Below are 24,633 nucleotides of genomic sequence, written 5' to 3'. Positions count from 1 at the left end.
GTGAATGGATATGAAGAACATGAACAACGCACTGCGTGAATTTTGGAAGGATGAGGAAGGCCTTGGAACGCTGGAGATCGTACTTATCATTGCTGTAGTCATTATATTAGCTCTGCTTTTCAAGGATTGGATTATTGCGTTGATGGAGAAATTGATGGGCGATGCGGATGATAAAGCGAACGAAATCTTCAACTAGTTTCGCGAGGTGTCGTACGCTGGCGTTGCAAGAAGAAGGCAGCTTTACGCTTGAAGCAAGCATGGTGTTTCCTATGATTTTTGTTGCCCTCATTACGCTGCTCATGCTTAGTATGTATACCTACCAGAAGGTTGTCTTGTATTCAGTTGCCTCACAAACGGCAGAGAGAACAGCTTTCCGCTGGGATAACAGTGCCAGAGCTGCTGTCAGCGGAATAGGCGTGACCGGGAAGTACGACGGATTATATTGGCGGCTGTCCGATAATGGGGCACTGCGAACGTTATTCGGATCAGCTGGCGGCAATGAGAACAGCTTGAGTGTTCCGATTGGCGACACCTCAGTCAATGCTTCGGATACGTCCAACATTCCCGCTGAATCCCTTCCCCTTAAGAAGATGGCTATTGGAGCAGTCAGAGTTCGGGAGCCGCTTGAAGGGGTGATGACGTATGAAGGGGTATGGGTGAAAAGAATTGACGTGAAGCTCCGCCAGCCGTTATCTATCCCTCCTCTGGAAACGATGCTTGGCCATTCGGAGCCGATGGCTATAACGGATGCAGTCATAGTCGACCATGTTGAGCTCATCCGAAATGTGGATCTCGTACGGTATTATGCAGGAAGATTTGCCGGTGAGTCCGAGCAAGGCAAGGCACAGGCCCGTGAAGTGCTGCAAAATCGGCAATCTCTTCAGAATCAGGAGCAGTAGGAGGCAGATCAAATGCAACGATTGCATGATAAGGGTCGGCATGATGCCCCTAACCAGTCGTTCTTCTGGAGGAGCAGTGACGGTGCTGTTTCGATTTACTTGATCGTTTCGACTGCAGCCATGCTGCTGTTCACGGCGCTGCTCATCGATTTAGCGCGAATAGCCGCTTTTGAACAACAAAGCAGGCTTGCTGCGCAATCCGGCATCCGTTCCGCTTTATCTGCTTATGACGGGGCGTTATACGAGCAGTATGGTCTGTTCGGTACAGGCGGTTCTGATCGTGGTGAGTTGTTCGCGCAAGCTGTGTCGCACAACTGGACTTCGGATGAGGGCGGATTCAAGCTCCTCGACGGGAAGACGGAAGCATCGCATGTGGACAGCTATGAGGTATTAGGCCTTCATCAGGTCTTCAACAGGCAGGTGCTGGAGGAAATGAAATACAAAGCGCCGATTGATTTTACATTAGAGGTAGCCTCCAAGTTCGCCCCGATGGCCTCTGCTATGAAGGAAGCCGCCATGTCAGTGGAATTGCTGGAGCAGCTTCGTCAGCTTTACGATGAACGAGAGAAGCGGCTGCAGGAAGTGATCACGATTCAGAAAGAAGCCGCTGCCAGCGTCAAGAAGGCAATAGGGTCACGAATGACAGGATCGGCTCGAGATATAGTCAGCCTCTATGGTTCCTATGAGCAATGGATCAGTGAAGATACGATACGCTCCATGAAGAAATTGCCCCCTCTACGCACGGATGCAATTAATTTCTATCGGAACTATGCGAGTAATGAAGCTGATTCGATCGTGGCAGTGCTGGATGAAGCGGCCATTCTTCATCGTGAATCGGGGCGAAAGGCCATGATTTTACTTCAAGAAGCAAAAGGCTTGAATAGCGCTATGGAAGATGCGGTTAAGCGGATGAGTGAAGAAGGAACGGGCGACGGCTATGACCGGATGAATCAGCAGAAGCTTACCGGCGCGCGATCCGGTTCATTGCAAGCGGGGGAGCTGTCAACTCTTCGAGAATCACGTGAGGCTGCAGAAGGGATCGTGCTGGATCAAGCTTGGTTTGAGGCGTATGAAGAAGAACTTAGGCATCAAACAGTCGATATTCAGCAAGCAGCTGCAAAGGCTGCTCCGTTTCGTCAGGTGGTCCTCGCTTCAATTGGAGGTATCGGTATGTCCGAACTATTACAGGAATCCTTGCAACAGCTCGAAGGTGCTTATGGCATCTATGGGGATCGCTACATTCAACCGGGCACGGTCATCCTTAGCCGGCAGAAGGAGATGGAGAGCCGGCAGTCCAGCGATCAGGAACGAAAGTCGAATGAAGCGGCAGCTGAGAGCAAATGGCTTCAAGTGAAACAGCAGCTTCAATCGATGACGTCTGCTCCGAATCAGGAGGACCACCAAGAAGCATTTCGTGAAGTGAAGGAGCGAATGGAAGCGAATCTGAAACTCAATGAAGCTGCGGCGTCGCCGCTAATCGATGATGACCTGGCTGGTGGTGAAGACGCTGATGTCGATGCCGGTGAGAAGACAAGGGGATCTATGACTTCCATGGGAAAGATCTTCAGCGGGATGGCGGATGTTCTGGAAGGGATCAGAGATCCGCTCTATGTGAATGAATATATCGTTCATCGGTTTCATTCGTTCGATCCTAAGCTGTTCTCTTCTTCGCCGGCAAGCGGTCAATCGACTGCAGAAGCCTTCTCTTCGGGACTTGCTCTCGAGAATCAAGAGGTCGAATATATTTTGTATGGATTTAACGAGCCCGCTGCTAACGTGGCCGCCGCTTACGGTGAAGTGTTCGCAGCAAGGCTGGCGATACGAACGATGGAAGGGATTATTGCCTGCAAAGGTTTGGGACATCCGTTATTGATACTCTCCGCAGCGGTACTGTACGGGTTAGAGAAATCGCTAGCCGATATGATTACGATTGCGCAGGAAGGAAAAGTGGAGCTTTCCAAGTATACGCCCGTGGAATTCAGTTATTTGGATTATTTAAGGGTTTTTCTGCTGCTGCATGGCAGCAGCGAAGCCAAGACAGCACGAATTATCGCGGTCATTGAGCGTAACCTAGGCGGTGTTTCATTATCCTCTGTCTCCACAGGTTTGACTGGAGAATTGACCTCCTCCGTGAAGCTGTGGTTTCTGCCCGGGCTCATGAAGAGCTTTACCGGCACAGGTATTCTGAACGGAAAGGTTAAGGGCAATCGATATGAAGCGACGCATACCATTGGCTGGTCGTACGGGTAGACGGAGCAGCGAAACCGGAAGCATTACACTTGAGGCGGCTTTATTACTTCCGATTGTGCTAATGGTCGTTATTTTCTTTATTTGCTTGATCCGGCTTAATACGGTGCAGATGGCGCTTCATAGTACAGTATCCCAAACGGTAAGGCAGGCAGCAGCCAATATCCATCCCGTCGATCTAGCTCTTCAGCAGCTGCGTGCATCCGTGGGGGAGAACCATGAACTGGGGGTTGCAGATCATTCGGTGACGGAGCCGCAGGCAGATGCGGAAGCGGGAACTCGAACAGAAGCCGCTTTACCACCGGTGCTGCAACAATTACCGGGCGTCGATTTCATTGCTGAGAAGCTGGAAGACTGGCTTCCGGCTCCGGCAGGGCTTCTCCTTTCATCGGCATTGCAAGGGGATTGGAAGCCGATAGTCGATGCTGCAGCAACTGAAGCCGGCAGAGGCATTATTGAACCGCTGCTTCGCCAAGAAGCCGATAATTCCGTGCTCGATCCTGAGAGGCTGCGTCTCAGTAAGCTTTCGCTTCCTGATTTGAAGAATAGGTCAGATGTTTCCCTTCTCATCGAGGCAGAGTATGAGTTCAAACTGGGATTTCCGTTTACGAAGAAGTCGATTGTACTGAGGGAGCGTGCTGAAGAACGTGTCTGGGTACGCGATTCGATTCCGGTAGCGCAGGATCAAGAGTCGGCATCAATAGATGAAGCGCCTATTCAAATTGTACTTCTCGAGCCGTCACCGGCTAATCCGGGAAGACGGGCACGTGTTGTTGTTCTGACGACGCCGGGGCGAAAGCTGTCCATTCAGGTAATTTATAAGAGTGGGCACAGCGTGGCAAAGCATCTCGGCGATACCTACACAGACAACGAGGGATTTGCGGAATGGACATGGCTAATATCGGGCAATACCACTCCAGGTGTTTGGGAGCTGATTGTTTCGGCAAGTGAAGGTTCATCGCGTGCGGCCAGACATTTTGTAGTGGAGAAGAGGGCTGCTCTGTAGCTTGGAAGGAGGTTTCGGATGATGGCTCATATCGAGCTCGGTTTAGCAGCACTGCTGCTTGGAATTGCTTTTGTCTGTGATGTGCGAGCGATGCGCATTCCGAACAAGTTGACACTAACCTTCTTCGCTTCCGGACTCATTTATCATTTGAGCAGCGAAGGTTTGAGCGGAGTGATTTTCTCGGTTATAGGTGTACTAGCGGGAGTACTGCCTCTGATTGCCTTGTATATGCTGAAGGGAATAGGAGCGGGGGATGTAAAGCTGTTCGGAGCACTTGGTGCGATTGTTGGGGCAGCCTTGTCGATGCAGGTCCTGATGTATTCCATTTTGTACGGAGGGCTGTTTGGTATCGTGCTCCTGGTCCTGAATCAAACCTTTGCAAAGCGAATTGTGGCATTTGCGGTTTCACTGTTTGCCTTGCCTCGAAACCTGCATACAGATGGCTTCATGACACTGAAGAAGAATGGTTTACGATTCCCGTTCATGATCGCAGTGGTGCCAGGGGCCATTACGACCTGCTGCTTCATGCGTGAGTGGCCGTTCAACGGATAGAAAGGAGAGCGACGTTGATGGTGATTAAAGAATTAAGGGTTGATTTCACGATGAAGCATGGACTTGAAATGATCGTAGATTTGGAATCCGGCATTTCGAGGGAGCAGCTTGATCCAATCGAAATGAAGATGCTGCATAGCCAGCGAATTCCGAAATTGCTGGCTGTGGAATGGGTTGATATTGACGGGAAGATAACCTTGCGGTATCGCATTAACGGCAAACGGATCTTGCTTCATCGCATGCAAACTCAGCCACTGACGATGATTCAATTCTATGCCCTGCTGCTCGCTATCGTGGAAACGCTGGATGATTGTAAACAATACATGCTTCGAGAAGAAGGCTTTATGCTTCATGAGCAGTACATCTATATCGGTGAACATTGGGAGGATGTCGAGCTTGTGTACGTGCCACTTCAAGATACAAGCATTGTATCCTCAGCAAGTGAGGCGGTACTTGCTATGGCGATTCGCTGGGTTGGTTATATCGTCGAGCCCGATGGAGTGGGTTTGCAGCACATTTTCCAGCATTTAAGAGGGGAATGTGAGGCTTGGGGGCAGCTCAGACGGTCCCTTCTTGCCCTTCTTGGAAATGAGTACAGAGAGTCAACAAACGAATCGCCCGGAAAGCCGGATCATGCAATAAAGCCGGTAGATAAAGTGGCTGCTCCTTTATCTACCCAATCTTCGTTCGTATGGAAGAATGAGTCAGTGCCGCCGAGAGCTCCAAGTGCAGTTCGAAGGGAAGAAGGAAGTGACCTCAATCAACAGGATAGGGGAGTTGAGCTTCCACTAACGGAACTGCCGGTCCAAGAGCAACCCACTTCCTTAAAGAAGACGGGCTGGATATTAGGAGCGGGAGGACTGATAATTGCCGCGCTCATTTGGCGCTTTCTCTATTTGCCCTCCCCATCTCAAAGCAATCTGCTGATTTGCTGTGGATTGACGCTCATGACAGCAGCGGGAGGACTCATTGTGAATCGAAGGATGAGTTCAGGCACGAGTAAGGAAGAAGAGGGCATTGGTTGGAATGAGAGGCAGGCATGGCCTGTCGAAGATGGATTCGTACCTAATTCCATGCCTATCCACGTTCAAAGGCAGCTGAAGTCATACCAAGAAGAATTCATAGAGGACAATGTTCAACCTGCAGTTCAGTCAAACGCAATTGCATTCACACCACTATCACACAGCGGACAGACAGCATCTCCGGAGTCATTGCCTAATGATGCAACAGTGTTGCTCAATCAGAATCCAGAGTCGCCAAGCGGAGCTGCTAAGCGTGCCCCGTATCTCGAACGCATGGTAGAAGGAGAGTCGACGGTGATAGTCAGACTGGAACAGAGTCAGTTTGTAATCGGCCGAGTGAGTGAGGGCGTGGATCACGTGGATGTGTCTTCAGGAATTTCCAGAGCCCATCTGGAAGTAAGTGTGAAGCAAGGCAGCTGGTCAGTGAAAGATATGGGCTCTCGAAACGGTAGTACCCTTAACGGAGTCACGATGATTCCATACAAAGCCTATCCGCTAAATGATCACGATTCGATACAGCTGGCCGGTGATAGCGGGCCACGATATAAATTCCGATCAGGCGTACCCTCCAGTCCTGCACAACAAGCAGGATGAAGGAGTGGCCCTATCGTAAGATTCTTGAGGAGTGAGCTGTAAGGCCGACCAGTTAAGGAACCTGTTACTTCCGGGCTAATAACTGACGCAGCGCTTCTTGAACAGTATCGTAGCGGAACTCGAACCCTAACTCCATAGACTTCCGCGGGACCGCTCTTGAGCCTTCGAGCAGCAGGAAGGAGAGCTCGCCGAGGACGGCTTTGAGTACGAATGCCGGCACCGGAAACCAATGCGGTCTTCTCATGGCCTTGCCGATTGCTCTTCCAAACTCATTGTTCGTTACCGGCTCTGGTGCACATGCATTGACGGGTCCATTTATTTCCAGCTCATCGAGGCAGAATAGGATCAGTCGAATCATATCGTCCTCGTGAATCCAGGGGATCCACTGTTTGCCGCTTCCCATTCTTCCGCCTGCCATTAACCGATAGGGCAGAAGCATCTTCGGAAAGGCTCCGCCTTTCATGCCAAGCACTAGTCCGATTCGCAGCTTTACAAGGCGTTGAACCTCAATGCGATCTGCAGCGGCTTCCCACTTCTCAACGACAGAAGCGAGGAAATCCGTAATGTGAGCAGGGCTCCGCTCATCGCTGACTTTACTGCCATCGGTCCCGTAGATGGAGATGCCCGATGCATTTATGACGACGGACGGCTTGCGCTGAAGGGCTTCTACGACTCTGCCGATCGCGCGCGCTGCATTTAGTCTCGAATGCAATATTGCGGATTTGCCTTCTTTGGTCCAGCGGCGACTGATGGATTCACCTGCTAAATTGACGATGGCGTCGATCCCTTCCAGCTTCACCGGAGACTCGGCCAGTTTGGACCAAGTGATCGTATGCAGCTTTGGATTCGGGCTCATCTGTTTCTCAGACCTAGAGATAATCCATACTTCATCTCCTCGCTGCAGCAGTGCATCGACAAGCATAGCTCCTACATATCCCGTTCCTCCGGTAACCGCTACCTTCATACAGAGACCTCCTTAGCATCCATTCAGAGCATCCAATTGCTTCAATAATACTGCAAAAGCCGCCCAAGCGGGCGGCTTATTTGTTAAGTAAATGTGTATAGGCGGAGTAGTCGATCTGTTCCTTCTCCAGAAACGAAACCAAGCTGCGGTAATCCCGCTTAGGCGTTGCCCGAATATAACCTTCGATACAGTGATTGCGCGACACTTCCGAAGCGCCGCCTTCAACGGCTACTTGAGCGATTTTGGCTGCAATGGAATGTTTGGCAATGTCCCGAAACGCACTTGGCACAGGAGAGACAAGCTGATCCAGAAAACTCTTGGAATCCTCGGGCCACATGCCGCGGCTGCGCTCTACCCAATAGTTCTGCCAATCGAGCTTCGATTTGCCATCCCGCATCGGGAGCACTTTAAGGAATTTACGAAACATAAAAAAGCCGCCGATCGACATAAAGACAATCATCACAACTGCCCAAAACACGATAAAATACATAAACCAATTCGGTGCCATTCGATTAATTCACCTCGAGCCAACTCAGATATACGAATTATGCGTAACAAATTGTTTCCATTATAAGCGATGACGTCTATCTCCCGCAACCGACAAGGCATTTCCGGCCCGATACGACAGCATCCAAACTTTCCTTACGGTCACACACCTAGATTTATTGGCGTATTCCTTGTAAAATAGGAAGGACAAGCGTTTGCGAGGAACAGGACACCTAGTAGTCCCGCCTTGTAACGAAAGGAGCGAATGAGTCCATGTTAAAGATCGGATCCCACGTATCATTTTCCGATAAAGGTCTGCTAACAGCAGCGAACGAAGCCGTATCCTACGGATCAAGCACATTCATGATTTACACCGGAGCACCGCAGAACACACGGCGTAAACCGATTGAAGATTTATATATTCCTGATGGCAGAGACGCAATGGGCAAGGCGGGAATCGACGAGATCGTCGTTCATGCCCCTTACATCGTAAACCTCGGTTCTTACAAAGACGATACGTTCGAATTGGCGGTCCGCTTCCTTCAGGAAGAAATTCGCCGTACAGACGCGATCGGCGTACGCAATATCGTGCTTCATCCGGGTGCTTTCACCGACAAGGATGCGGAGTATGGAATTGCTCGCATCGCGGAAGGCTTGAATGAAGTGTTGAACGGCACAAAAGAAACAAACGTGAATATCGCGCTTGAAACGATGGCAGGGAAAGGCACTGAAATCGGCCGCAGCTTCGATGAACTTGCATCCATAATTGACAAAGTAGCCTCCAATGATCGACTTACCGTTTGTATGGATACATGCCACATGCATGATGCCGGTTATGACATCGTCGATGATATCGATGGCGTACTGACTGAGTTTGATCGCATTGTCGGCCTTAACCGTGTCGCTGTTGTCCATGTCAATGACAGTAAAAATCCGCGCGGAGCGGGTAAAGACCGTCATGCACCGATCGGTGCCGGCTGGATCGGGCATGATGCAATTCGCAATATCGTTCATCATGAAGCGCTCAAAGGACGTCCGTTTATCCTTGAGACGCCATGGATCGGTCAAGAAGATAAAACGCAGCGTCCGATGTACGAAGCGGAAATTGCTTTGCTTCGCGGCGATGCACATACACGCTTTGGCAGCGAGTTCTTGGAGGATGTGGAGCGTCTGCACCATTTCTTCAATAAACAGGACATTAACCACCGCGGCTACGTGCTGTCCGTGTGGGATGTGCTGAAGAACGACGCGAAAGCGAAGAAAGCCGATCCTCGCGAGCCGATGGATCGTTTGTATGATCTTGTAGCCGAGCATCGCATTCTGCCAGAGCTCTCGGAAGAAGCCATTAATCAGCGGATTACGGCTTGGTTCGCGGGCAAAACGCTACTTGTGAACGCATAAGCTGACCTATAGCTACTCTACTCGTTGACGGAAGGAAGACTTGTCTATTATGCAAAACATCTATCAGCCCGGACCGTCCTCGCAGCGCCCGGATAAGCGCAATCGCGCGACTATGCTCATCTCTTGCCCGGATCGGTCCGGAATTGTAGCGGCCGTCTCGCACTTCTTGTACGAGCATGGCGCGAATATCGTGCAGTCCGACCAGTATTCCATGGATCCCGGCGGCGGCATGTTCTTTATCCGTTTTGAATTTGATCTGAGCGATCTGGACGCCGAGCTGCCGGTCCTCCAGGAGGATTTTGCCCGCGTGGCAGATCGCTTCGAGATGAAATGGCATACGTTCCGCGCGAGCCGCAAGAAACGTCTGGCTATCTTCGTTTCCAAAGAAGATCACTGCTTGCTGGAGCTGCTGTGGCAGTGGCAAGCAGGTGATCTGGAAGCGGATATTGCCATGGTAATCAGTAATCATCCGGACATGAAAGCGCTCGTGGAATCGTTCGGTATCCCGTTCCACCACGTTCCGGTTACGGCTGACACGAAAGCCGAAGCGGAGAAGAAGCAGATGGAGCTTGTGTCCGATAAAGCAGATCTGATCGTACTGGCACGTTATATGCAAATTATTTCGCCTAAATTCATCGAGCAGTTCCCGAATCGGATTATTAACATTCATCATTCCTTCTTGCCTGCCTTCGTTGGCGGCAAACCTTATGCCCAAGCGTATACGCGCGGCGTGAAGATCATCGGAGCTACAGCGCATTACGTAACCGAAGAACTAGACGGCGGACCGATCATCGAGCAGGATGTACAGCGCGTCAGCCACCGTGATGAAGTGGACAACCTGAAACGCATCGGACGTACGATTGAACGTGTTGTACTTGCGCGTGCGGTAAAGTGGCATGTGGAAGACCGGATTCTTGTGCACAAGAACAAGACGGTCGTATTCAATTAATTGAAGCCAACGTCAGCATCCAGCTGACAGCAATGGCGCGTTTTCGCGGAATTCTCCGTGTGAACGCGCCATTTTTATGTCGATTTTTAGCGCAGTAACGCATTAAGGATGGAAAAGGCGCAGTGGTAATGGTACAATATTTCAAAGCCAGTGCGGGTATACCGCCTATTTAATTAAAGAGAGCGTATGACATGAAACGGGCCGCGCCTTCCAAGGATGCGAAAGCCGTTTCACTTCGATGCAAGCCTATTCGGATTTAGGAGGAGTTTACGTAATGACAGTAACACAGAAATCCATCGACCAGCTTTCCATTGACACGATCCGCACACTAGCGATCGATTCGATTGAGAAAGCCAATTCCGGCCACCCGGGCATGCCTATGGGAGCGGCTCCGATGGGGTATCAATTGTTTGCGAAGACAATGAACCACAATCCGTCCAACCCAACATGGATCAACCGCGATCGTTTCGTACTTTCTGCGGGTCATGGTTCCATGCTGCTTTACAGCCTGCTGCACCTGACAGGTTATGACCTTCCAATCGAAGAACTGCAAAACTTCCGTCAATGGGGCTCCAAGACTCCGGGTCACCCCGAGTTCGGTCACACAGCCGGCGTAGATGCAACAACCGGTCCGCTTGGACAAGGGATTGCAATGGCAGTCGGTATGGCGATGGCTGAAGCTCATCTTGGCGCAACTTACAATAAACAAGATCTGAACGTGATCGACCACTATACATTCGCAATCTGCGGCGACGGCGACTTGATGGAAGGCGTTGCAAGTGAAGCAGCTTCGCTCGCAGCTCACCTGAAACTTGGCAAACTGGTTGTCCTATACGATTCAAACGATATCTCGCTCGACGGCGAGCTGAACCTGTCGTTCTCCGAGAACGTACAAGGCCGTTTCGAAGCTTACGGCTGGCAAGTCATTCGCGTAGAAGACGGTAATGATCTGAACGCACTTGCTAAAGCAGTAGCTGCTGGACAAGCGGATACAAGCAAACCGACACTGATTGAAGTGAAAACGACAATCGGTTACGGCAGCCCGAACAAAGGCGGCAAAGGCGGTCATTTAGGTACGCACGGCAGCCCGCTTGGCGCTGACGAGACTGTCCTGACGAAACAATTCTACGGCTGGGAGAACGAAGCTTTCCACGTGCCGGCAGAAGTTGCCGCACACTTCGCGGAAGTGAAAGCAAACGGCGAGAAAGCCAATGCAGCATGGGATGCTATGTATGCAACTTATAAAGCGGCTAACCCTGAGCTGGCAGCACAATTCGAAACGGCAATCAGCGGCAACCTGCCAGAAGGCTGGGACAAGGATCTGCCTGCATACACACCTGCAGACAAAGCACTTTCGACTCGCGTAGCTTCCGGTAACGCGCTTAACGGACTTGCGAAGAACGTTCCAAACCTAATCGGCGGCTCTGCTGACCTGGAGAGCTCCACAATGACTCACCTGAAAGGTGTGCCTGTATTTAAACCAGGCAGCTACGAAGGCCGCAACGTCTACTTCGGCGTACGTGAGTTTGCAATGGCAGCAGCTATCAACGGTATGACCTTGCATGGCGGCGTTAAATCATTCGGCGCTACGTTCTTCGTATTCACGGATTACCTGCGTCCGGCAGTACGTCTGTCCGCGCTGATGAAATTGCCGGTTGTCTATGTACTGACGCATGACAGTATCGCAGTTGGTGAAGACGGTCCTACGCATGAGCCGATTGAGCAAATCGCTTCCCTGCGCATCATTCCGCAATTGACTGTATTGCGTCCTGCGGATGCGAACGAAACTTCGGCAGCATGGGCTTATGCGATTTCCAAAGCGGATCAGCCGGTTGCGCTTGTTCTGACTCGTCAGAACCTGCCGGTGCTTGAAGGTACCAATGAACAAGCTCGCGAAGGCATCGCGAAGGGCGCATATGTCGTTTCCGATGCGGCTGACGGCAAGCCTCAAGCTCAGTTGATTGCCACCGGTTCCGAAGTGCAGCTTGCGGTTGCAGCTCAGAAAGCACTTGCAGCAGAAGGCATTCAAGTTCGTGTCATCAGCATGCCAAGCTTCGATCTGTTCGAGCGCCAGCCTAAGGCTTACAAAGAATCCGTTATTCTTCCGAGTGTTAAAGCTCGTCTTGCCATCGAAATGGGTTCACCATTCGGTTGGGAGCGTTATGTGGGCGACGGCGGTGAGGTACTGGGTATCAATACCTTCGGTGCTTCCGCAAAAGGCGATCGCGTAATTGCAGAGTACGGCTTCACGGTTGAGAATGTTGTAAGCAAGGTAAAAGGTTTGCTGTAGTTTGTAGTAGCTAATACACTGCGGGGCTGAAAGCCGCCTCTTGTAGCGCGGCAGGAAGCCCTGCTTTTCTATCCTCATTCTAAGCGTATACCCCAAAGGAGCTAATGCCGAATGTCTCAGTTCGAGAATGTGTCAATCGTCAAGAAAGCTAATGTATACTTCGATGGTAAAGTAACAAGCCGCACGGTGCTGTTCGCGGATGGAACGAAGAAAACGCTCGGCATCATGATGCCAGGCGAGTATGAATTCGGTACGGACGTGAAGGAAATCATGGAAATCGTGGCAGGCGATTTGAAAGTGCTGCTGCCAGGCGATTCCGAATGGATCAGCATCTCCGGCGAAGGCGAGTTTACGGTTCCGGCACATGCAAAGTTTAAGCTTCAAGTAACAACGGTTACGGATTATATCTGCTCTTATATTCAAGAATAGTCTTACTAAAAGAAAAGCTGCCCCGCTCGCTTTGGACATGATCCAAGGAGAGTGGGGCAGCTTTTTGTACGTTAAAAAGTCGATTAGTCAGCCGTAATGCGTTGTTTCTTAATATAAGCTTCCAGCTGCAAACGCTGATAGGGAGCGAGTCCTGCCAGCAAGCAGCCGTAACGGAAGCGACTGCCATTGGTTTCAATGCGAATTATGCGTCCGGTTACCGGAGGAAGCTCCGAATCCTGAGGGAAGTGGATGACGACGAACATATCGCACTCCAGCGGGAAGTTGGACGAAATTTGAAGTCCGCTTTCGGAGATATCGCAAAGCGTCCCATCAATCAGTTGACCGGAGAACGAACCTTCTTGAGCCCATTGATAGACAGAGAGCTTCAGCGGTACATTCAGTGCAAGACGTTCAGCCCGGCGACGGTTCTGCCCGGTATCGGATACTTGGACAGCAGTCGGTGCTTCCGAAGTGGCTGCAACGATTTCTTCAACATCGTTGTGCGTCGTAATCCGTTTGTTGATCCATTGCTCATAGCCGTGAGCGAGCGCGGAGAGATCGAGCTCACCAAGACCCATCGCATCACCGACTTGATAGAGGCTCTTTACCGTTTCCAGAATCGGCGTTGGCGTCTTCAGCTCATCGGAGAGCGAAGAAGCAAGGCGCAGATCCTTCAGCATGAGCGCGAGCGAGAACTGCACGCTGAAATCGCGTTCCAGCAGCTTCGGCGCTTTAAGCTCGGCCATCTTGCTCGCTGCTCCGCCGGATTGAACGAGCTCCAGGAACGACTTGGCGTCGATGCCGCCGCTTGCGGCTATGGCCATCCCTTCAAGCAGGGCGGCAACGTTGATGCCGACAATCGTATTATGAGCCAGCTTAGCAGTTGAACCGCTTCCGCCCGGACCCATCGGAATGACTTTGCGTCCCATCGCGTTCAAGACGTCGTGTACCTTGTGGGTGACTTCAATATCGCCGCCAACCATGAAGACAAGGGAACCGCTCTCTGCAGCAGGCTTGCTTCCTGTAACCGGGGCATCGAGGAAGTCGCCGAATTTAGCTGAAACATCCGTATGTAGTTGGCGTGCCAAAGCCGGAGATATCGTACTGCTGTCGATGACAATCGTTCCCGGCATCATAGCGCCGAGCAGGCCGTTCTCACCGTAGTAGACTTCACGAATCGCGTCATCGTTGCTGATCATCGTAATAATCAGATCCGATACGCGCGCTGCTGCTGCCGGCGATGAAACTTCATCCGCACCAAGCTCGAGAAGCTTGTCCGCTTTGCCCGGCGTACGGTTAAATACAGTAACGGAATACCCTTTGCGGAGCAAATTGGCAGCCATAGGCTCGCCCATGACGCCTAGGCCGATAAATGCAATTTTGAACATGAATGTTCATCTCCTCGAAAGCGGATTTTATGTGATTCCATTTTATCACAAAAACCCGGAAGAAGTATTGGCCCCCTCAATCGCTTGTTTTTACCTAACAAATCCATTATCCTTATGCTAGTTGTAAGCAGGATAATTTGTGGGAGGTTTAATACGAATGAGTAAAGCAGTTCAGTTTGATTATAGCAAGGCATTGTCGTTCATCGGCCAGCATGAGATCGATAATCTGGCAGGGCAAGTACGTGCTGCACATGACCAGCTTCGCGAAGGTACAGGCGCAGGCTCGGATTATCTGGGCTGGATCAACCTGCCGACGAATTACGATAAAGAAGAGTTTTCCCGCATTCAGAAAGCAGCTGCGAAGATCGGATCGGATTCCGAGGTGCTGATCGTTATCGGCATCGGCGGCTCTTACCTGGGCGCTCGCGCTGCAATTGAAATGCTGTCGCACTCTTTCTATAACCTGCAGCCGAAAGAACAGCGCAAGACGCCGCAAATTTTGTTCGCAGGCAACAACATCAGCTCTACATACGTAACGCATTTGCTTCAATTGCTGGAAGGCCGCGACTGGTCGATCAACGTGATCTCCAAGTCCGGTACAACTACTGAGCCGGCAATCGCATTCCGCGTATTCCGCGAAGCATTGGAAGCTAAGTATGGCAAAGCGGAAGCTCGCACACGTATCTATGCGACAACAGATCGCGAGAAAGGTGCACTGAAGAAGCTGGCAACGGAAGAAGGCTACGAGTCCTTTATCATCCCGGATGATGTAGGCGGACGTTATTCCGTGCTGACAGCGGTTGGTTTGCTGCCAATCGCAGCTGCAGGCATCAATATCGAAGAGATGATGAAAGGCGCAGCGGATGCGCAGCAAGCCTACAGCAGCCCAGTGCTTGCCGAGAATGAAGCGTACCAATACGCGGCAGCGCGTAACGCCCTCTACCGTAAAGGCAAAGCAACGGAAATTCTCGTAAACTACGAGCCTGCGCTTCACTTCGTGTCGGAGTGGTGGAAACAACTGTACGGCGAGAGCGAAGGCAAAGACTTCAAAGGGATTTTCCCGGCTGCCGTAGATTTCTCGACTGACTTGCACTCCATGGGTCAATTCATTCAAGAAGGTAACCGTAACATCTTCGAAACGGTCATCCAAGTGAAGAACGTAGCGGAACAAATTACGATCGGTCATGATTCAGGAGACCTGGACGGGCTTAACTTCTTGACCGGCAAAACGATGGATTTCGTAAACAAGAAAGCCTTCGAAGGCACGCTTCTTGCACATACAGACGGTCAAGTACCTAACTTTGTTGTCAACATCGCCGACATGAAGCCTTACACATTCGGTTACCTGGTGTATTTCTTCGAAATCGCGTGCGGCATCAGCGGCTACCTGCTGGGCGTCAATCCGTTCGATCAACCGGGCGTCGAAGCGTATAAGAAGAACATGTTTGCCCTGCTTGGCAAACCGGGCTATGAGAAAGAGAAGGCTGAGCTGGAAGCTCGCCTGTAAGCTCTACTCGCCATGCAGCCCAGATACAAAACGCTGCGTCAGCAGGCCAGCAAAGAAATCGTGATTAAGAAATCGCGTTTCATCGGTTATGGCAAGCCGGTCACTTCAGAGGCAGAAGCGATCGCGTACATTGAAGAGCTGAAGAAGCTTCACTGGAACGCGTCTCATAATTGTTCGGCTTACGTCATCGGTGAACGCGATGAAATCCAGAAGCAATCCGATGATGGGGAGCCAAGCGGTACGGCCGGCAAACCGATTCTGGAAGTGATTAAACATCATGGCCTCAAGAATGTTGTCATTGTCGTGACTCGTTATTTCGGAGGCATCATGCTCGGTGCAGGCGGCCTTATTCGCGCCTATACGGACGGTGCCGTCGCGGCAATTGAAGCGGCCGAGCCCATTGTGAATATTCTGCATCGCGAGGTAATCGTCGATGTCGATTATACATGGTATGGCAAGCTCGAAAATGAATTCCATGCCCGTCATGTGCGAATTGGCGGGACCGAATTCACCGACCGTGTCGTCATCACGTGTCTGCCGGAAGCGCCGGAGGCAGAGCGATTCAGCGCGTGGATAACCGACGTCACGCAAGGACAAGCCGTACTCTCTCTTGGTGAAGAGAAGTACTACATTGAAGGCGAATAACGCAATTAGCAGCTCCCCGGACCAACCTGTGCCGGGGAGTTTTCTTATTCCTGCACTTCATCACCGGGCTGAATGAAGAATAATTAGGATTGACTAGACGCGCCTCTGTCTGCTACATTTAATACCAAGTAGTTTGATGGGGATTAAACCACTACAACGATTCCTCAAGGAAAGTGTCAGGGGGTAAGTCAGCTTGAATATCATCATGCGCAGCCGCTTGTGGAGCTTTGGCTTCCGCAGCACCATTATGCTTTATTTTGTATTGCTGATTGTTTTGCCGATTATAGGAATCTACTCGCAATCCTTTGAGCTTGGCCTGCAGCCTTTCTGGGACAGCATCACAGACCCATTGGCATGGAAGGCCGTGCTGCTTACCGTTAAACTCTCCGTAATAGCTGCACTTATCAACGTATTTCTTGGCACGATGATTGGATGGGTATTGATTCGTTATCGGTTTCCGGGGCGAAGAATACTTAATAGTTTAGTAGATTTGCCATTTGCGCTGCCGACGGCTGTCGGTGGCTTGATGATATTGCTGCTCTTGGGTCCGAACAGCTTCGCAGGCGGAATCGCCGACAAGCTCGGATTTCAGATCGTATTTCATGAACCCGCTATCATAATAGCGATGGTATTCGTGACGTTTCCCTTCGTCATTCGCGGCGTTCAGCCCTTGCTTGAAGAGCTCGACAAATCGGAAGAAGAAGCCTCGTATACGCTTGGCGCATCGAGGGCGAGGACCTTCTTTCAAGTGATATTCCCTTCCATGCTTCCGGGTATTATTAGCGGAGCGATGCTGGCTTTCTCGAGAGCACTCGCAGAATTCGGAGCTGTCGTACTCGTGGCAGGCAACATTCCGGGAAAAACACTGATCGCGGCTGTTTATATTTTCGGTGAAATTGAAAGCGATAACGTGCAGGGGGCTGCGGCCGTTTCCGTTATGCTGCTGACACTGTCGTTCCTCATTCTGTGGGCGGTTAACTTCGTCCAATCGAGGAGGCACGGCAAATGAGAAAGCTATGGATTACGTTAACCTATCTGGTGTTTCTGATTCTGCTCATTGCTCCGCTCGTGAAGATTTTTACCGGCTCCTGGGGAGATGGCTGGAGCGGCTTCGCAGAGGCGCTGACACGCAAGCAATCCTTACATGCGCTTATGATGACCGGCTTGATCGTTGTCGTCGTAACGCTCCTAAATACGCTGTTCGGCGTTATGCTTGCCCTCTATCTCGTTAGAGGCACGTGGCTTAGCAAGCGGCTCAAAGGGCTGATGAACAGTATTGTTGATTTGCCGTTTGCGGTTTCGCCTGTCATCGGTGGATTGATGATCGTTCTGATGCTCGGTCCGAGCTCGGTAATCGGTACATTCTTCGAAGATATCGGCTTTAAAGTAGTCTATGCATTGCCCGGTATGATCCTTGCTACGCTCTTCGTGACGTTCCCGCTTATGGTGCGTGAAGTTATGCCGGTGCTGCAGGAAATCGGCTCTCAGCAGGAAGAAGCGGCATCTACGCTTGGCGCTTACTCGTGGTACACCTTCTGGAAGGTGACCTGGCCGTCGATTCGCTGGGGCGTCATCTATGGGGTTGTGTTGACCGTCGCAAGATCGCTCGGCGAATTTGGTGCCGTACTGGTTGTCTCAGGCAATATCATGAACAAGACGCAAACGGCGACAACGCTCGTATATCAGGATGTCGAGAATTTCAATGTGATCGCGGCGAGCAGCGTGGCGCTTGTACTGGCTGCATTCTCTGTCGGATTGCTGCTGCTTATGGAATGGGCGAAGAAGAGAAAGGAAGTGCATTAAGCGATGCATATCGAGGTGCGCGGTTTAAATAAACAGTTCGGCGATTTTCAAGCGGTCAATGATGTTAGCTTCGATATTGCCAAAGGTCAATTGATCGGTCTGCTCGGACCAAGCGGCGGCGGCAAAACGTCGATTCTCCGCATGCTTGCGGGGCTGGAGACACCAACCTCCGGCGATATCGTGTTTCATGGCAAACGGGTCAATGACCTGCCGCCGCAGGAACGCGGAATCGGGTTTGTATTCCAGAACTATGCTCTGTTCAAACATATGACGGTCTATGATAATGTCGCGTTCGGCTTGAAGGTCAAGAAGGAGCCTAAGGATGCGATCCGCGAGCGCGTTATGTCGCTGCTTGAGCTTACCGGCCTGAAGGGCTTCGAGCATCGTTATCCGCATCAGCTCTCCGGCGGTCAACGCCAGCGTGTAGCTTTTGCCCGGGCGCTTGCACCGCAGCCGCAGCTGCTGCTGCTGGATGAGCCGTTTGCGGCGATTGATGCGAAGATTCGTCATGAGCTTCGGACATGGCTGAAGGAAATGATTGAGCGTCTTGGGATTACGTCGATTTTCGTTACGCATGATCAGGATGAAGCGATCGAAGTAGCCGACGAAATCATGATTATTAATAAAGGCCGCCTGGAACAGAAGGGTACGCCTTGGGATATTTATAAAAGCCCGCAAACTCAATTCGTGGCCAGCTTCATCGGGGAGTCCACGATCGTCGATAAAGTGGAGAAGCTTAAAGGCTTCGAAGAAGCAAAGAACTGGCCGGGTACTAAAGCACTCATTCGTCCCGAGTATATTGAGATCGGCAAGCGCCATGAATTCCGTCTTCCGTCCGCAACGGTACAAGGTAAAGTGAAGCATCTGCATTTCCGCGGAAGCGAATGGATGGTTGAGGTTGAGGTCGGCGACATTAAATTAATTACGTATCGTTCGCTTGAGAAGGATGTGCTGCAGCCGGGCGAAGAGATCAGTGTCATGATTCACCGCGCCTATCTGTTTAACGACAACGACACGTGGATTATGGAGAACAAACTCAAAGAAGATCCGATGCCGATGCATATTTAACTTAAGAAAGCGTTGTGTACACAATGAAATCATTCCTAACAAAAGGTTGGCGCATTGCAGTGACCGCGCTTATGACATCCTCGCTTCTCTTCACAGCAGCGTGCGGGACGTCGAATACGAATAGCGCCGAGCCTACTGCAGCACAAGGTGATCTCACGCTCGTCATCGGTGCTTACTCCGTGGCTAAGGATGCATTCGATATCCTATTACCGAAGTTTGCAGCGCATTGGAAGGAAGAGACCGGGCAGACGATTGCCTTCCAGGAATCGTATGAAGCATCCGGTACCCAAGCTCGTGCAATTGCAGGCGGATTCGAAGCGGATATAGCGGCTCTTGCGATGGAAAGCGATATCGATAAGATTCAGAAGGCAGGCTTCATTACGAGCGACTGGCGGAAAGTCGGTAACGGCGGGATGATTACACGCTCTATCGCAGTGATGGGCACGCGTGAGGGCAATCCCAAAGGCATTCATGATTGGGAGGATCTCACCCGTAAAGGCGTGAAGATTCTATACCCGAATCCGAAAACCTCCGGCGGCGCGCAATGGGATATCAATGCGATGTACGGTGCGGGACTGAAGGAGTCGGAAGCGAAGACAGGACAGAAAGATCCGGCGTATGCTAAGGCTTTTCTGGAACGGATCCATCATAACGTAGAGTCGCTGGATAAGAGCGGCCGTGCATCGATGGCTGCTTTTGAATATGGGGTAGGCGATGTCATCATCACCTATGAGAACGAGCTGCTGGCGCGAATCAAGAAAGGCGTTCCGTATGAGGTAATCGTACCGAAATCAACCATTCTGATTGAGAATCCGGCTGCGATTGTCGATAAGAACGTCGATAAGCACGGCACTCGTAAAGCGGCTGAAGCGCTGCTCGCCTATTTGTACACGGAGGAAGCGCAGCGTATCTTCGCGGACAACGGCTTCCGACCGGTGAATGACAAGGTCATGGAAGAGGTCAAAGGCAACTATAAGACCCCTGAGGATTTGTTTGATATCAGCTACTTGGGAGGATGGGCTGAAGTTCGCGAGAAGCTCTATTCACCGAAAGGCGTATGGTATCAAGTGTTGGCTGGTATTTAACGATCTTATGGTTGAAAATAGTAAAAGCTCCCTGCTGCAGGGAGCTTTTTTTGTGACTTCAATTCGATTTAGCCGATGACTACGGCATCCTTCGAGTAGGCAACTGTAACTTTCAGCACTTTGGAGAAGAAAGACAACGGCACGTAGAGCGTATTGTCTTTCATGATAGGTACGGCACCAAGCGTAACTTGGGCAGTAGCTGTGGCATAGTTGTCTTTGCCAACTTGCAGAGAGACATTCTGATTACCTTTATCTACATCGATCCAGCCCGCATTCCAACTAAGCGCATAGCCTAATTGTGCCGAAATGGCGCGAAGCGGAGCCATTGCGATGCCATTCTTGCCAACGAAGAGGTGAGCGCCGGAGATGGTTTTGCCACCGATTTTTAGGGACAAGGAACTGAGATTGCCCGGAACGGCTGCAGCTGGTTTGCTCCCCGGAATGACCGCATCGATTTCCCGAATACCTGCTGCATAAGGCGCGATCTCATATTGCTGGAAGACGAGAAAGGCTTTGCCATTCTTGATGTAGAAGGGCTGGTTGTCTGCGATCGATTTGAAGGTATCTGGGAAATAAATATCCGAATGTGCGGCTATTTCAGCGTTAACCACTTTATTGAGAATGGTTTTATAGCCTTCGCCGAATAGTTCTTTAAGTTTCACGGCGGAAGCTTTCGCTTCATTGCGGACATTGTAAGTGTCGATGCGTGTCCAGCCGTGAGCGCCGCCGGTATAGGCAGAGGTAATCATTTTGAAGGATAGGACGCCACCTGCGCCTGTGCTGCCATCGGTAATCCGTTCATAGCTGACTTTAAACATATACGGTCTGAATTCGTAAACACCGACTGAAGCTGCTGCATCGTCTTTGGCCTGTTTCTTCAGCTTCTCAAGCTCTGCATGTGCACGGGCCGCAAGGTTAGCATTGAGCGTGTTCTGGTAGTTCTTATCTTGCATCCCGCTGATGACGGGGATCGTAAGCTCGGACTCATAATAGTCGTTTTTGTCGCTGATTGTCTTGGAAGTCAGTTGAACAGCACCGGCTTGAATGCTAACTTCCGCTTGAGTAGTTACTGGTGCGACGGCTTGATCCGCGAAGGCTAGCGGTGCAGAAAGAGTAAGAAGAAGTGAGCTTACGGCTCCGATTGCGGTAATCCGCTTAAATGGTTGTTGTATGTTGAACATGAATAATCCCTCCAGGGTTGTTGTAGGCTAGGACCTCAGTATAACGGGCATGATCCAATTAGGAGTGACAAAATAGTAACGACGATATTTCTAAAGGACCAACATAACAATCCTTTATTCTTTTCATCATAATGATTGATTTCTCTTATCAACTGCTGCCACGTATAATGAAAATCAACAACGAGACACGGAGGTGGCAAGGCGGCTATGACGCTCCAGCAGACCATAAAACCGATTGGTTCCTATATAGCAAGCCTCAACTCTTCAAGCGGCAAGAAAGCAGGCGGAATCGGATTTACCCTTCTATTGGCGGCTGCGGGATATGGCTTATCACAGCTGCCGGTTCTCCATTACGTAGGGCAGATGGCATGTGCCATTATGCTTGCGGTCATTTATCGACAGGTGTGGGGTTATCCGGAGGCTCTACGCGCAGGAATCACAATCTCGGGAAAAAGCTTACTCAGACTCGCCATCATCCTCTACGGGATCAAGCTTAATGTGCTACAAATTTTCCAAGATGGACCGGCACTGCTCATTCGGGATATCGCTGCTGCCGTATTCGCCATAGGCTGTACCCTGCTGCTGGCTAAGCTGATGAAGGCGGATCAGAAGCTGTCGCTGCTGCTTGGCATTGGCACCGCGATCTGCGGCGCGGCGGCTATTGCAGCCGTATCGCCGATCTTGCGCAGCAAGGAGGATGACACAGCCGTAAGCGTCGGCCTTATCGCGCTTGCAGGGACGGTATTCGCAGTCGGCTACACGATGCTTCGTCCCGTGCTTGCGCTGACGGAGCTGCAGTACGGCATCTGGTCCGGAACGAGTCTGCATGAAATCGCGCATGTTGCATTGGCGGCTGCGCCAGCCGGAGAAGATGCGCTCGCAGGTGCACTGCTCGCGAAGCTCGGCCGTGTATTCCTGCTTGTGCCGCTAAGTCTTGTGCTTATTCTTGCGCAGCGGTACAGGCGGCAGCGCAAGCTGCGGCGCTTAAAGCAGCAGGCACCTGGAGAGGAAGCTGCTATTCATCAAGCTGCTAAGCTGCAGCTTCCATGGTTCCTGCTTGGTTTTCTGGCGCTAAGTGCGCTTGGCAGCACCGCTGCCGGACAGAGTTTTATCCACGAAGCGCCGGAGGTCATGAATGCCGTTACCAAGGTAACCACCTTCTTGTTGACCATGGCGATGGTAGCGCTGGGACTCAACGTAGATTTACGCGGAAGCGGCAAGGTAATTGTGAAGCCTCTCGCGGCCATGTTCATCGCTTCTGTACTGCTCGCTGCGGGCACTTATTTCACCATCTGATGTAGCAAAAAAGAGCTGCACCGTCACAGTCGGTAGTAAATCGACTGTTGGTGCAGCTCTTCCTGTTTATACGGTTTGAAGAATGAATTTCTCGATGACATGGCGTACGCCTTCATCATTGTTGGTTTTCGTTACATATTGCGCGATATCCTTCAGCTTCTGCACGGCATTGCCCATCGCTACGCCAAGTCCGGCTGTTTCGATCATCTCGTGGTCATTCCAAGAGTCGCCGATTGCGATGACTTCATCCAGCGAGCAGCCGATATGCTGCGCCATAAACGCGATCGCATGCCCTTTCGTACCTTCCTTGTGGGTAACTTCCAGGAAGTGCGGCTTGGATTTCGTAATATGTGCTTGATCGCCGATTAATGGAGCAAGATCTGCGGCAACTTCATCGAGGCGAGCTGGATCGTCGATCATCAGCATTTTGGCTGTCGGGCGTTTGATCAGCGTCTTCAGATCCGGCTCTACTACGAATGGAATGTTCGCAAGCTTCGAGTAGTCGCGCGCTTTCTGATTATCTTCTTTGACATAAATAACATCATCCGTATACAGCTGCACGTGGATGTTATGCTCCTCGCAGTATTGCATTAGCAGCTCTGCAGCAGTCTGTGGAACGAATCGCTCATAAAGCACTTGCTCATCGAGCAATGTTTTGACACTGGAGCCTTGGTACGTGATGATGGGAACATTCAGCGCAATTTGATGAGCGATCTTCTTCGCGGACGGGAACATGCGGCCTGTCGCCAACGTAACGAACACGCCTTGCTCCATCGCTGCTGTCAGTGCTTCCTTCGTTCCCGGTGTAACCGTATGTTCATCGGTCAAGAGGGTGTCATCGATATCAATGGCAATTAATTTATACATGAGTTCTCTCTGCTCCTTCTCTATCTGGGATAACGCATTTTCATTGATTGTAGCGGAAATCAGAGGCAGGAACAACCCTAACCCTTATGTCGACATTGTAAATTGCTGACGATAGGAAGTCGGCGTCATGTTCTCGCTTTCTTGAAAGCGCTTGTTAAAATAACTCGGATGAACGTAACCCGACAACCTCGCTACCTCATTCACACTGAGGTCCTGTTGTTCGACGAGCAGCTGCTTAGCCCGCTGAATGCGGCACATCGTCACGAATTCGAGCGGCGTTTGACCGGCGGCGCGGCGGAACCACCTGCAGAAAGCAAATCGATTCGTTCCCGCGCGTGCTGCCCACTCGTCAAGATCGAAGGGCTCGGCTGCCGCCGCTTGCAGCTCAGGCAGAAGCTTGAGCATTCGTTCAATCGCGGATGCACCGGCACTAGGTGCCGTAATAGGCTCGGCCTGCTCGATGAATTCGGCAATAATGCCGTACATGAGCATGGAGATGCGGCTGGGATGCAGCATTTTGTGCTGATTGATTTCACTAAGCAGCTCATCGATTAAGCTCTCGAGCACTAACGGAGAGCGTACTCGCCATCCGATTGAACGGTGGAAGCCCCTTTCGGTCAGATCAGCGAGGATGCCGCTGCCGTAGAAATGAATCCACTTGAAATCCCATGGATGATCATCATCGGCGAAATACGCCTGTTTATCGCCCGGGAAATAAAGAAAGGCATCACCTGCACTCAGCTCGTGGCGCTGCCCGTCATGCTCGACATAACCATGGCCAGCGGTAACCAGATGCAGGTTGAATTCCTGCAGCATGCCTGCCGATCGGCGCACATCATGCCCTTCATTATGCTCGTAATAGCCGGCTGACTCCGGAAAGCAATAGAACCTATTCCTCCGCAGCAGCGGCAGCGTCAAATGTTGCTTAGCCATTGGTGCACTCCTCTTATGAGC

General features: G+C 51.1%; 23 protein-coding genes. 17 read left to right on the top strand and 6 right to left on the bottom strand.

The features are described from left to right. The first annotated feature begins 10 nt into the window (after positions 1–10). Genes BLW29_RS06705 through BLW29_RS06680 form a run of 6 tightly spaced genes read left to right on the top strand, consistent with a single transcriptional unit; the run spans position 11 to position 6,320 of the window. Complete coding sequence (locus BLW29_RS06705; protein WP_090977547.1) at positions 11–196, top strand: Flp1 family type IVb pilin; 186 nt, start codon at positions 11–13, stop codon at positions 194–196. Between the two features lie 25 nt (positions 197–221). Then, complete coding sequence (locus BLW29_RS06700; RefSeq protein ID WP_090977545.1) at positions 222–899, top strand: hypothetical protein; 678 nt, start codon at positions 222–224, stop codon at positions 897–899. Between the two features lie 12 nt (positions 900–911). Beyond that, positions 912–3,149: a hypothetical protein gene (locus tag BLW29_RS06695; protein WP_090977543.1), complete on the top strand. Its 2,238-nt coding sequence runs from the start codon at positions 912–914 to the stop codon at positions 3,147–3,149. Then, positions 3,112–4,152 carry a TadE/TadG family type IV pilus assembly protein gene (locus tag BLW29_RS06690; RefSeq protein WP_143044358.1) on the top strand — a complete coding sequence of 347 codons (1,041 nt, stop codon included), beginning with the start codon at positions 3,112–3,114 and terminating at the stop codon, positions 4,150–4,152. Before BLW29_RS06695 ends, BLW29_RS06690 begins: the two co-directional genes overlap by 38 nt. A gap of 18 nt (positions 4,153–4,170) precedes the next feature. Beyond that, entirely contained in the window at positions 4,171–4,704 is a 534-nt protein-coding gene (locus BLW29_RS06685) for an A24 family peptidase (protein WP_090977539.1), read from the top strand. A gap of 17 nt (positions 4,705–4,721) precedes the next feature. Then, positions 4,722–6,320, top strand: a complete 1,599-nt coding sequence (locus BLW29_RS06680; RefSeq protein ID WP_090977538.1) for a DUF6382 domain-containing protein — start codon at positions 4,722–4,724, stop codon at positions 6,318–6,320. Between the two features lie 64 nt (positions 6,321–6,384). On the opposite strand, the gene BLW29_RS06675 is transcribed toward BLW29_RS06680, so the two are convergent. After that, the gene (locus tag BLW29_RS06675; protein WP_090977537.1) at positions 6,385–7,284 is read right to left on the bottom strand and encodes a TIGR01777 family oxidoreductase; all 900 of its coding nucleotides are present in this window, start codon (positions 7,282–7,284) and stop codon (positions 6,385–6,387) included. A 76-nt stretch (positions 7,285–7,360) separates the two neighbouring features. Then, positions 7,361–7,792: a DUF2621 family protein gene (locus tag BLW29_RS06670; protein WP_090977535.1), complete on the bottom strand. Its 432-nt coding sequence runs from the start codon at positions 7,790–7,792 to the stop codon at positions 7,361–7,363. A 251-nt stretch (positions 7,793–8,043) separates the two neighbouring features. Between BLW29_RS06670 and BLW29_RS06665 the strand changes: the two genes are divergently transcribed. The 4 genes from BLW29_RS06665 to BLW29_RS06650 all read left to right on the top strand — a co-directional run bounded on the left by BLW29_RS06665 (position 8,044) and on the right by BLW29_RS06650 (position 12,839). Beyond that, entirely contained in the window at positions 8,044–9,171 is a 1,128-nt protein-coding gene (locus BLW29_RS06665; RefSeq protein ID WP_090977533.1) for a deoxyribonuclease IV, read from the top strand. A gap of 49 nt (positions 9,172–9,220) precedes the next feature. Next, positions 9,221–10,120 (top strand): formyltetrahydrofolate deformylase, encoded by a 900-nt coding sequence (purU, locus tag BLW29_RS06660; RefSeq protein ID WP_090977531.1) that lies wholly within the window; start codon positions 9,221–9,223, stop codon positions 10,118–10,120. Between the two features lie 274 nt (positions 10,121–10,394). Continuing rightward, on the top strand, positions 10,395–12,410 hold the full coding sequence (gene tkt, locus BLW29_RS06655) for a transketolase (RefSeq protein WP_090977529.1): 2,016 nt from the start codon (positions 10,395–10,397) through the stop codon (positions 12,408–12,410). Positions 12,411–12,521: 111 nt separating this feature from the next. Continuing rightward, a complete protein-coding gene (locus tag BLW29_RS06650) occupies positions 12,522–12,839 on the top strand; it encodes a pyrimidine/purine nucleoside phosphorylase (RefSeq protein WP_090977527.1) in 318 nt (105 codons plus the stop codon). Between the two features lie 83 nt (positions 12,840–12,922). On the opposite strand, the gene BLW29_RS06645 is transcribed toward BLW29_RS06650, so the two are convergent. After that, positions 12,923–14,227, bottom strand: a complete 1,305-nt coding sequence (locus BLW29_RS06645; RefSeq protein WP_090977525.1) for an NAD(P)-binding domain-containing protein — start codon at positions 14,225–14,227, stop codon at positions 12,923–12,925. A 157-nt stretch (positions 14,228–14,384) separates the two neighbouring features. Between BLW29_RS06645 and BLW29_RS06640 the strand changes: the two genes are divergently transcribed. From BLW29_RS06640 to BLW29_RS06615, 6 genes are all read left to right on the top strand, one after another. Beyond that, a complete protein-coding gene (locus BLW29_RS06640) occupies positions 14,385–15,734 on the top strand; it encodes a glucose-6-phosphate isomerase (protein ID WP_090977523.1) in 1,350 nt (449 codons plus the stop codon). Positions 15,735–15,746: 12 nt separating this feature from the next. Next, positions 15,747–16,379 carry a YigZ family protein gene (locus BLW29_RS06635; RefSeq protein ID WP_090977521.1) on the top strand — a complete coding sequence of 211 codons (633 nt, stop codon included), beginning with the start codon at positions 15,747–15,749 and terminating at the stop codon, positions 16,377–16,379. A gap of 205 nt (positions 16,380–16,584) precedes the next feature. After that, entirely contained in the window at positions 16,585–17,388 is an 804-nt protein-coding gene (gene cysT, locus BLW29_RS06630) for a sulfate ABC transporter permease subunit CysT (RefSeq protein WP_371264686.1), read from the top strand. Then, positions 17,385–18,182: a sulfate ABC transporter permease subunit gene (locus tag BLW29_RS06625; protein ID WP_090977517.1), complete on the top strand. Its 798-nt coding sequence runs from the start codon at positions 17,385–17,387 to the stop codon at positions 18,180–18,182. Before cysT ends, BLW29_RS06625 begins: the two co-directional genes overlap by 4 nt. Positions 18,183–18,185: 3 nt before the next feature. Continuing rightward, the gene (locus BLW29_RS06620) at positions 18,186–19,250 is read left to right on the top strand and encodes a sulfate/molybdate ABC transporter ATP-binding protein (protein WP_090977514.1); all 1,065 of its coding nucleotides are present in this window, start codon (positions 18,186–18,188) and stop codon (positions 19,248–19,250) included. A gap of 23 nt (positions 19,251–19,273) precedes the next feature. Next, complete coding sequence (locus tag BLW29_RS06615; protein WP_090977512.1) at positions 19,274–20,335, top strand: sulfate ABC transporter substrate-binding protein; 1,062 nt, start codon at positions 19,274–19,276, stop codon at positions 20,333–20,335. Between the two features lie 68 nt (positions 20,336–20,403). Here the strand turns inward: BLW29_RS06615 and BLW29_RS06610 are convergent, their stop codons facing one another. Continuing rightward, complete coding sequence (locus BLW29_RS06610) at positions 20,404–21,516, bottom strand: PdaC/SigV domain-containing protein (protein ID WP_090977509.1); 1,113 nt, start codon at positions 21,514–21,516, stop codon at positions 20,404–20,406. 207 nt (positions 21,517–21,723) lie between these two features. Between BLW29_RS06610 and BLW29_RS06605 the strand changes: the two genes are divergently transcribed. Next, positions 21,724–22,812, top strand: coding sequence for a YeiH family protein (locus BLW29_RS06605; RefSeq protein WP_090977507.1), 1,089 nt, complete (start codon positions 21,724–21,726; stop codon positions 22,810–22,812). Positions 22,813–22,878: 66 nt separating this feature from the next. On the opposite strand, the gene BLW29_RS06600 is transcribed toward BLW29_RS06605, so the two are convergent. Continuing rightward, entirely contained in the window at positions 22,879–23,679 is an 801-nt protein-coding gene (locus BLW29_RS06600; protein ID WP_090977505.1) for a Cof-type HAD-IIB family hydrolase, read from the bottom strand. An 84-nt stretch (positions 23,680–23,763) separates the two neighbouring features. Next, on the bottom strand, positions 23,764–24,612 hold the full coding sequence (locus BLW29_RS06595; protein WP_090977503.1) for a helix-turn-helix transcriptional regulator: 849 nt from the start codon (positions 24,610–24,612) through the stop codon (positions 23,764–23,766). Between the last annotated feature and the right edge of the window lie 21 nt (positions 24,613–24,633).

The organism is Paenibacillus sp. CF384, from assembly GCF_900106745.1.
Classification (GTDB): Bacteria; Bacillota; Bacilli; order Paenibacillales; family Paenibacillaceae; genus Paenibacillus_Z.
Note: the sequence above shows the minus strand (reverse complement) of the source record. Positions and strands in the feature narration are given on the sequence as shown.

Excerpts from the sequence above, each read along its gene's own strand:
- BLW29_RS06690 (WP_143044358.1), top strand. The coding sequence starts at position 3,112 with ATGAAGCGACGCATACCATTGGCTGGTCGTACGGGTAGACGGAGCAGC.
- BLW29_RS06600 (WP_090977505.1), bottom strand. The coding sequence starts at position 23,679 with ATGTATAAATTAATTGCCATTGATATCGATGACACCCTCTTGACCGAT.
- tkt (WP_090977529.1), top strand. The coding sequence starts at position 10,395 with ATGACAGTAACACAGAAATCCATCGACCAGCTTTCCATTGACACGATC.
- BLW29_RS06695 (WP_090977543.1), top strand. The coding sequence starts at position 912 with ATGCAACGATTGCATGATAAGGGTCGGCATGATGCCCCTAACCAGTCG.
- BLW29_RS06645 (WP_090977525.1), bottom strand. The coding sequence starts at position 14,227 with ATGTTCAAAATTGCATTTATCGGCCTAGGCGTCATGGGCGAGCCTATG.
- BLW29_RS06620 (WP_090977514.1), top strand. The coding sequence starts at position 18,186 with ATGCATATCGAGGTGCGCGGTTTAAATAAACAGTTCGGCGATTTTCAA.
- BLW29_RS06595 (WP_090977503.1), bottom strand. The coding sequence starts at position 24,612 with ATGGCTAAGCAACATTTGACGCTGCCGCTGCTGCGGAGGAATAGGTTC.
- cysT (WP_371264686.1), top strand. The coding sequence starts at position 16,585 with ATGCGCAGCCGCTTGTGGAGCTTTGGCTTCCGCAGCACCATTATGCTT.
- BLW29_RS06670 (WP_090977535.1), bottom strand. The coding sequence starts at position 7,792 with ATGGCACCGAATTGGTTTATGTATTTTATCGTGTTTTGGGCAGTTGTG.
- BLW29_RS06635 (WP_090977521.1), top strand. The coding sequence starts at position 15,747 with ATGCAGCCCAGATACAAAACGCTGCGTCAGCAGGCCAGCAAAGAAATC.
- BLW29_RS06610 (WP_090977509.1), bottom strand. The coding sequence starts at position 21,516 with ATGTTCAACATACAACAACCATTTAAGCGGATTACCGCAATCGGAGCC.
- BLW29_RS06685 (WP_090977539.1), top strand. The coding sequence starts at position 4,171 with ATGATGGCTCATATCGAGCTCGGTTTAGCAGCACTGCTGCTTGGAATT.
- BLW29_RS06650 (WP_090977527.1), top strand. The coding sequence starts at position 12,522 with ATGTCTCAGTTCGAGAATGTGTCAATCGTCAAGAAAGCTAATGTATAC.
- BLW29_RS06615 (WP_090977512.1), top strand. The coding sequence starts at position 19,274 with ATGAAATCATTCCTAACAAAAGGTTGGCGCATTGCAGTGACCGCGCTT.
- BLW29_RS06680 (WP_090977538.1), top strand. The coding sequence starts at position 4,722 with ATGGTGATTAAAGAATTAAGGGTTGATTTCACGATGAAGCATGGACTT.
- BLW29_RS06675 (WP_090977537.1), bottom strand. The coding sequence starts at position 7,284 with ATGAAGGTAGCGGTTACCGGAGGAACGGGATATGTAGGAGCTATGCTT.
- purU (WP_090977531.1), top strand. The coding sequence starts at position 9,221 with ATGCAAAACATCTATCAGCCCGGACCGTCCTCGCAGCGCCCGGATAAG.
- BLW29_RS06605 (WP_090977507.1), top strand. The coding sequence starts at position 21,724 with ATGACGCTCCAGCAGACCATAAAACCGATTGGTTCCTATATAGCAAGC.
- BLW29_RS06705 (WP_090977547.1), top strand. The coding sequence starts at position 11 with ATGAAGAACATGAACAACGCACTGCGTGAATTTTGGAAGGATGAGGAA.
- BLW29_RS06665 (WP_090977533.1), top strand. The coding sequence starts at position 8,044 with ATGTTAAAGATCGGATCCCACGTATCATTTTCCGATAAAGGTCTGCTA.
- BLW29_RS06640 (WP_090977523.1), top strand. The coding sequence starts at position 14,385 with ATGAGTAAAGCAGTTCAGTTTGATTATAGCAAGGCATTGTCGTTCATC.
- BLW29_RS06625 (WP_090977517.1), top strand. The coding sequence starts at position 17,385 with ATGAGAAAGCTATGGATTACGTTAACCTATCTGGTGTTTCTGATTCTG.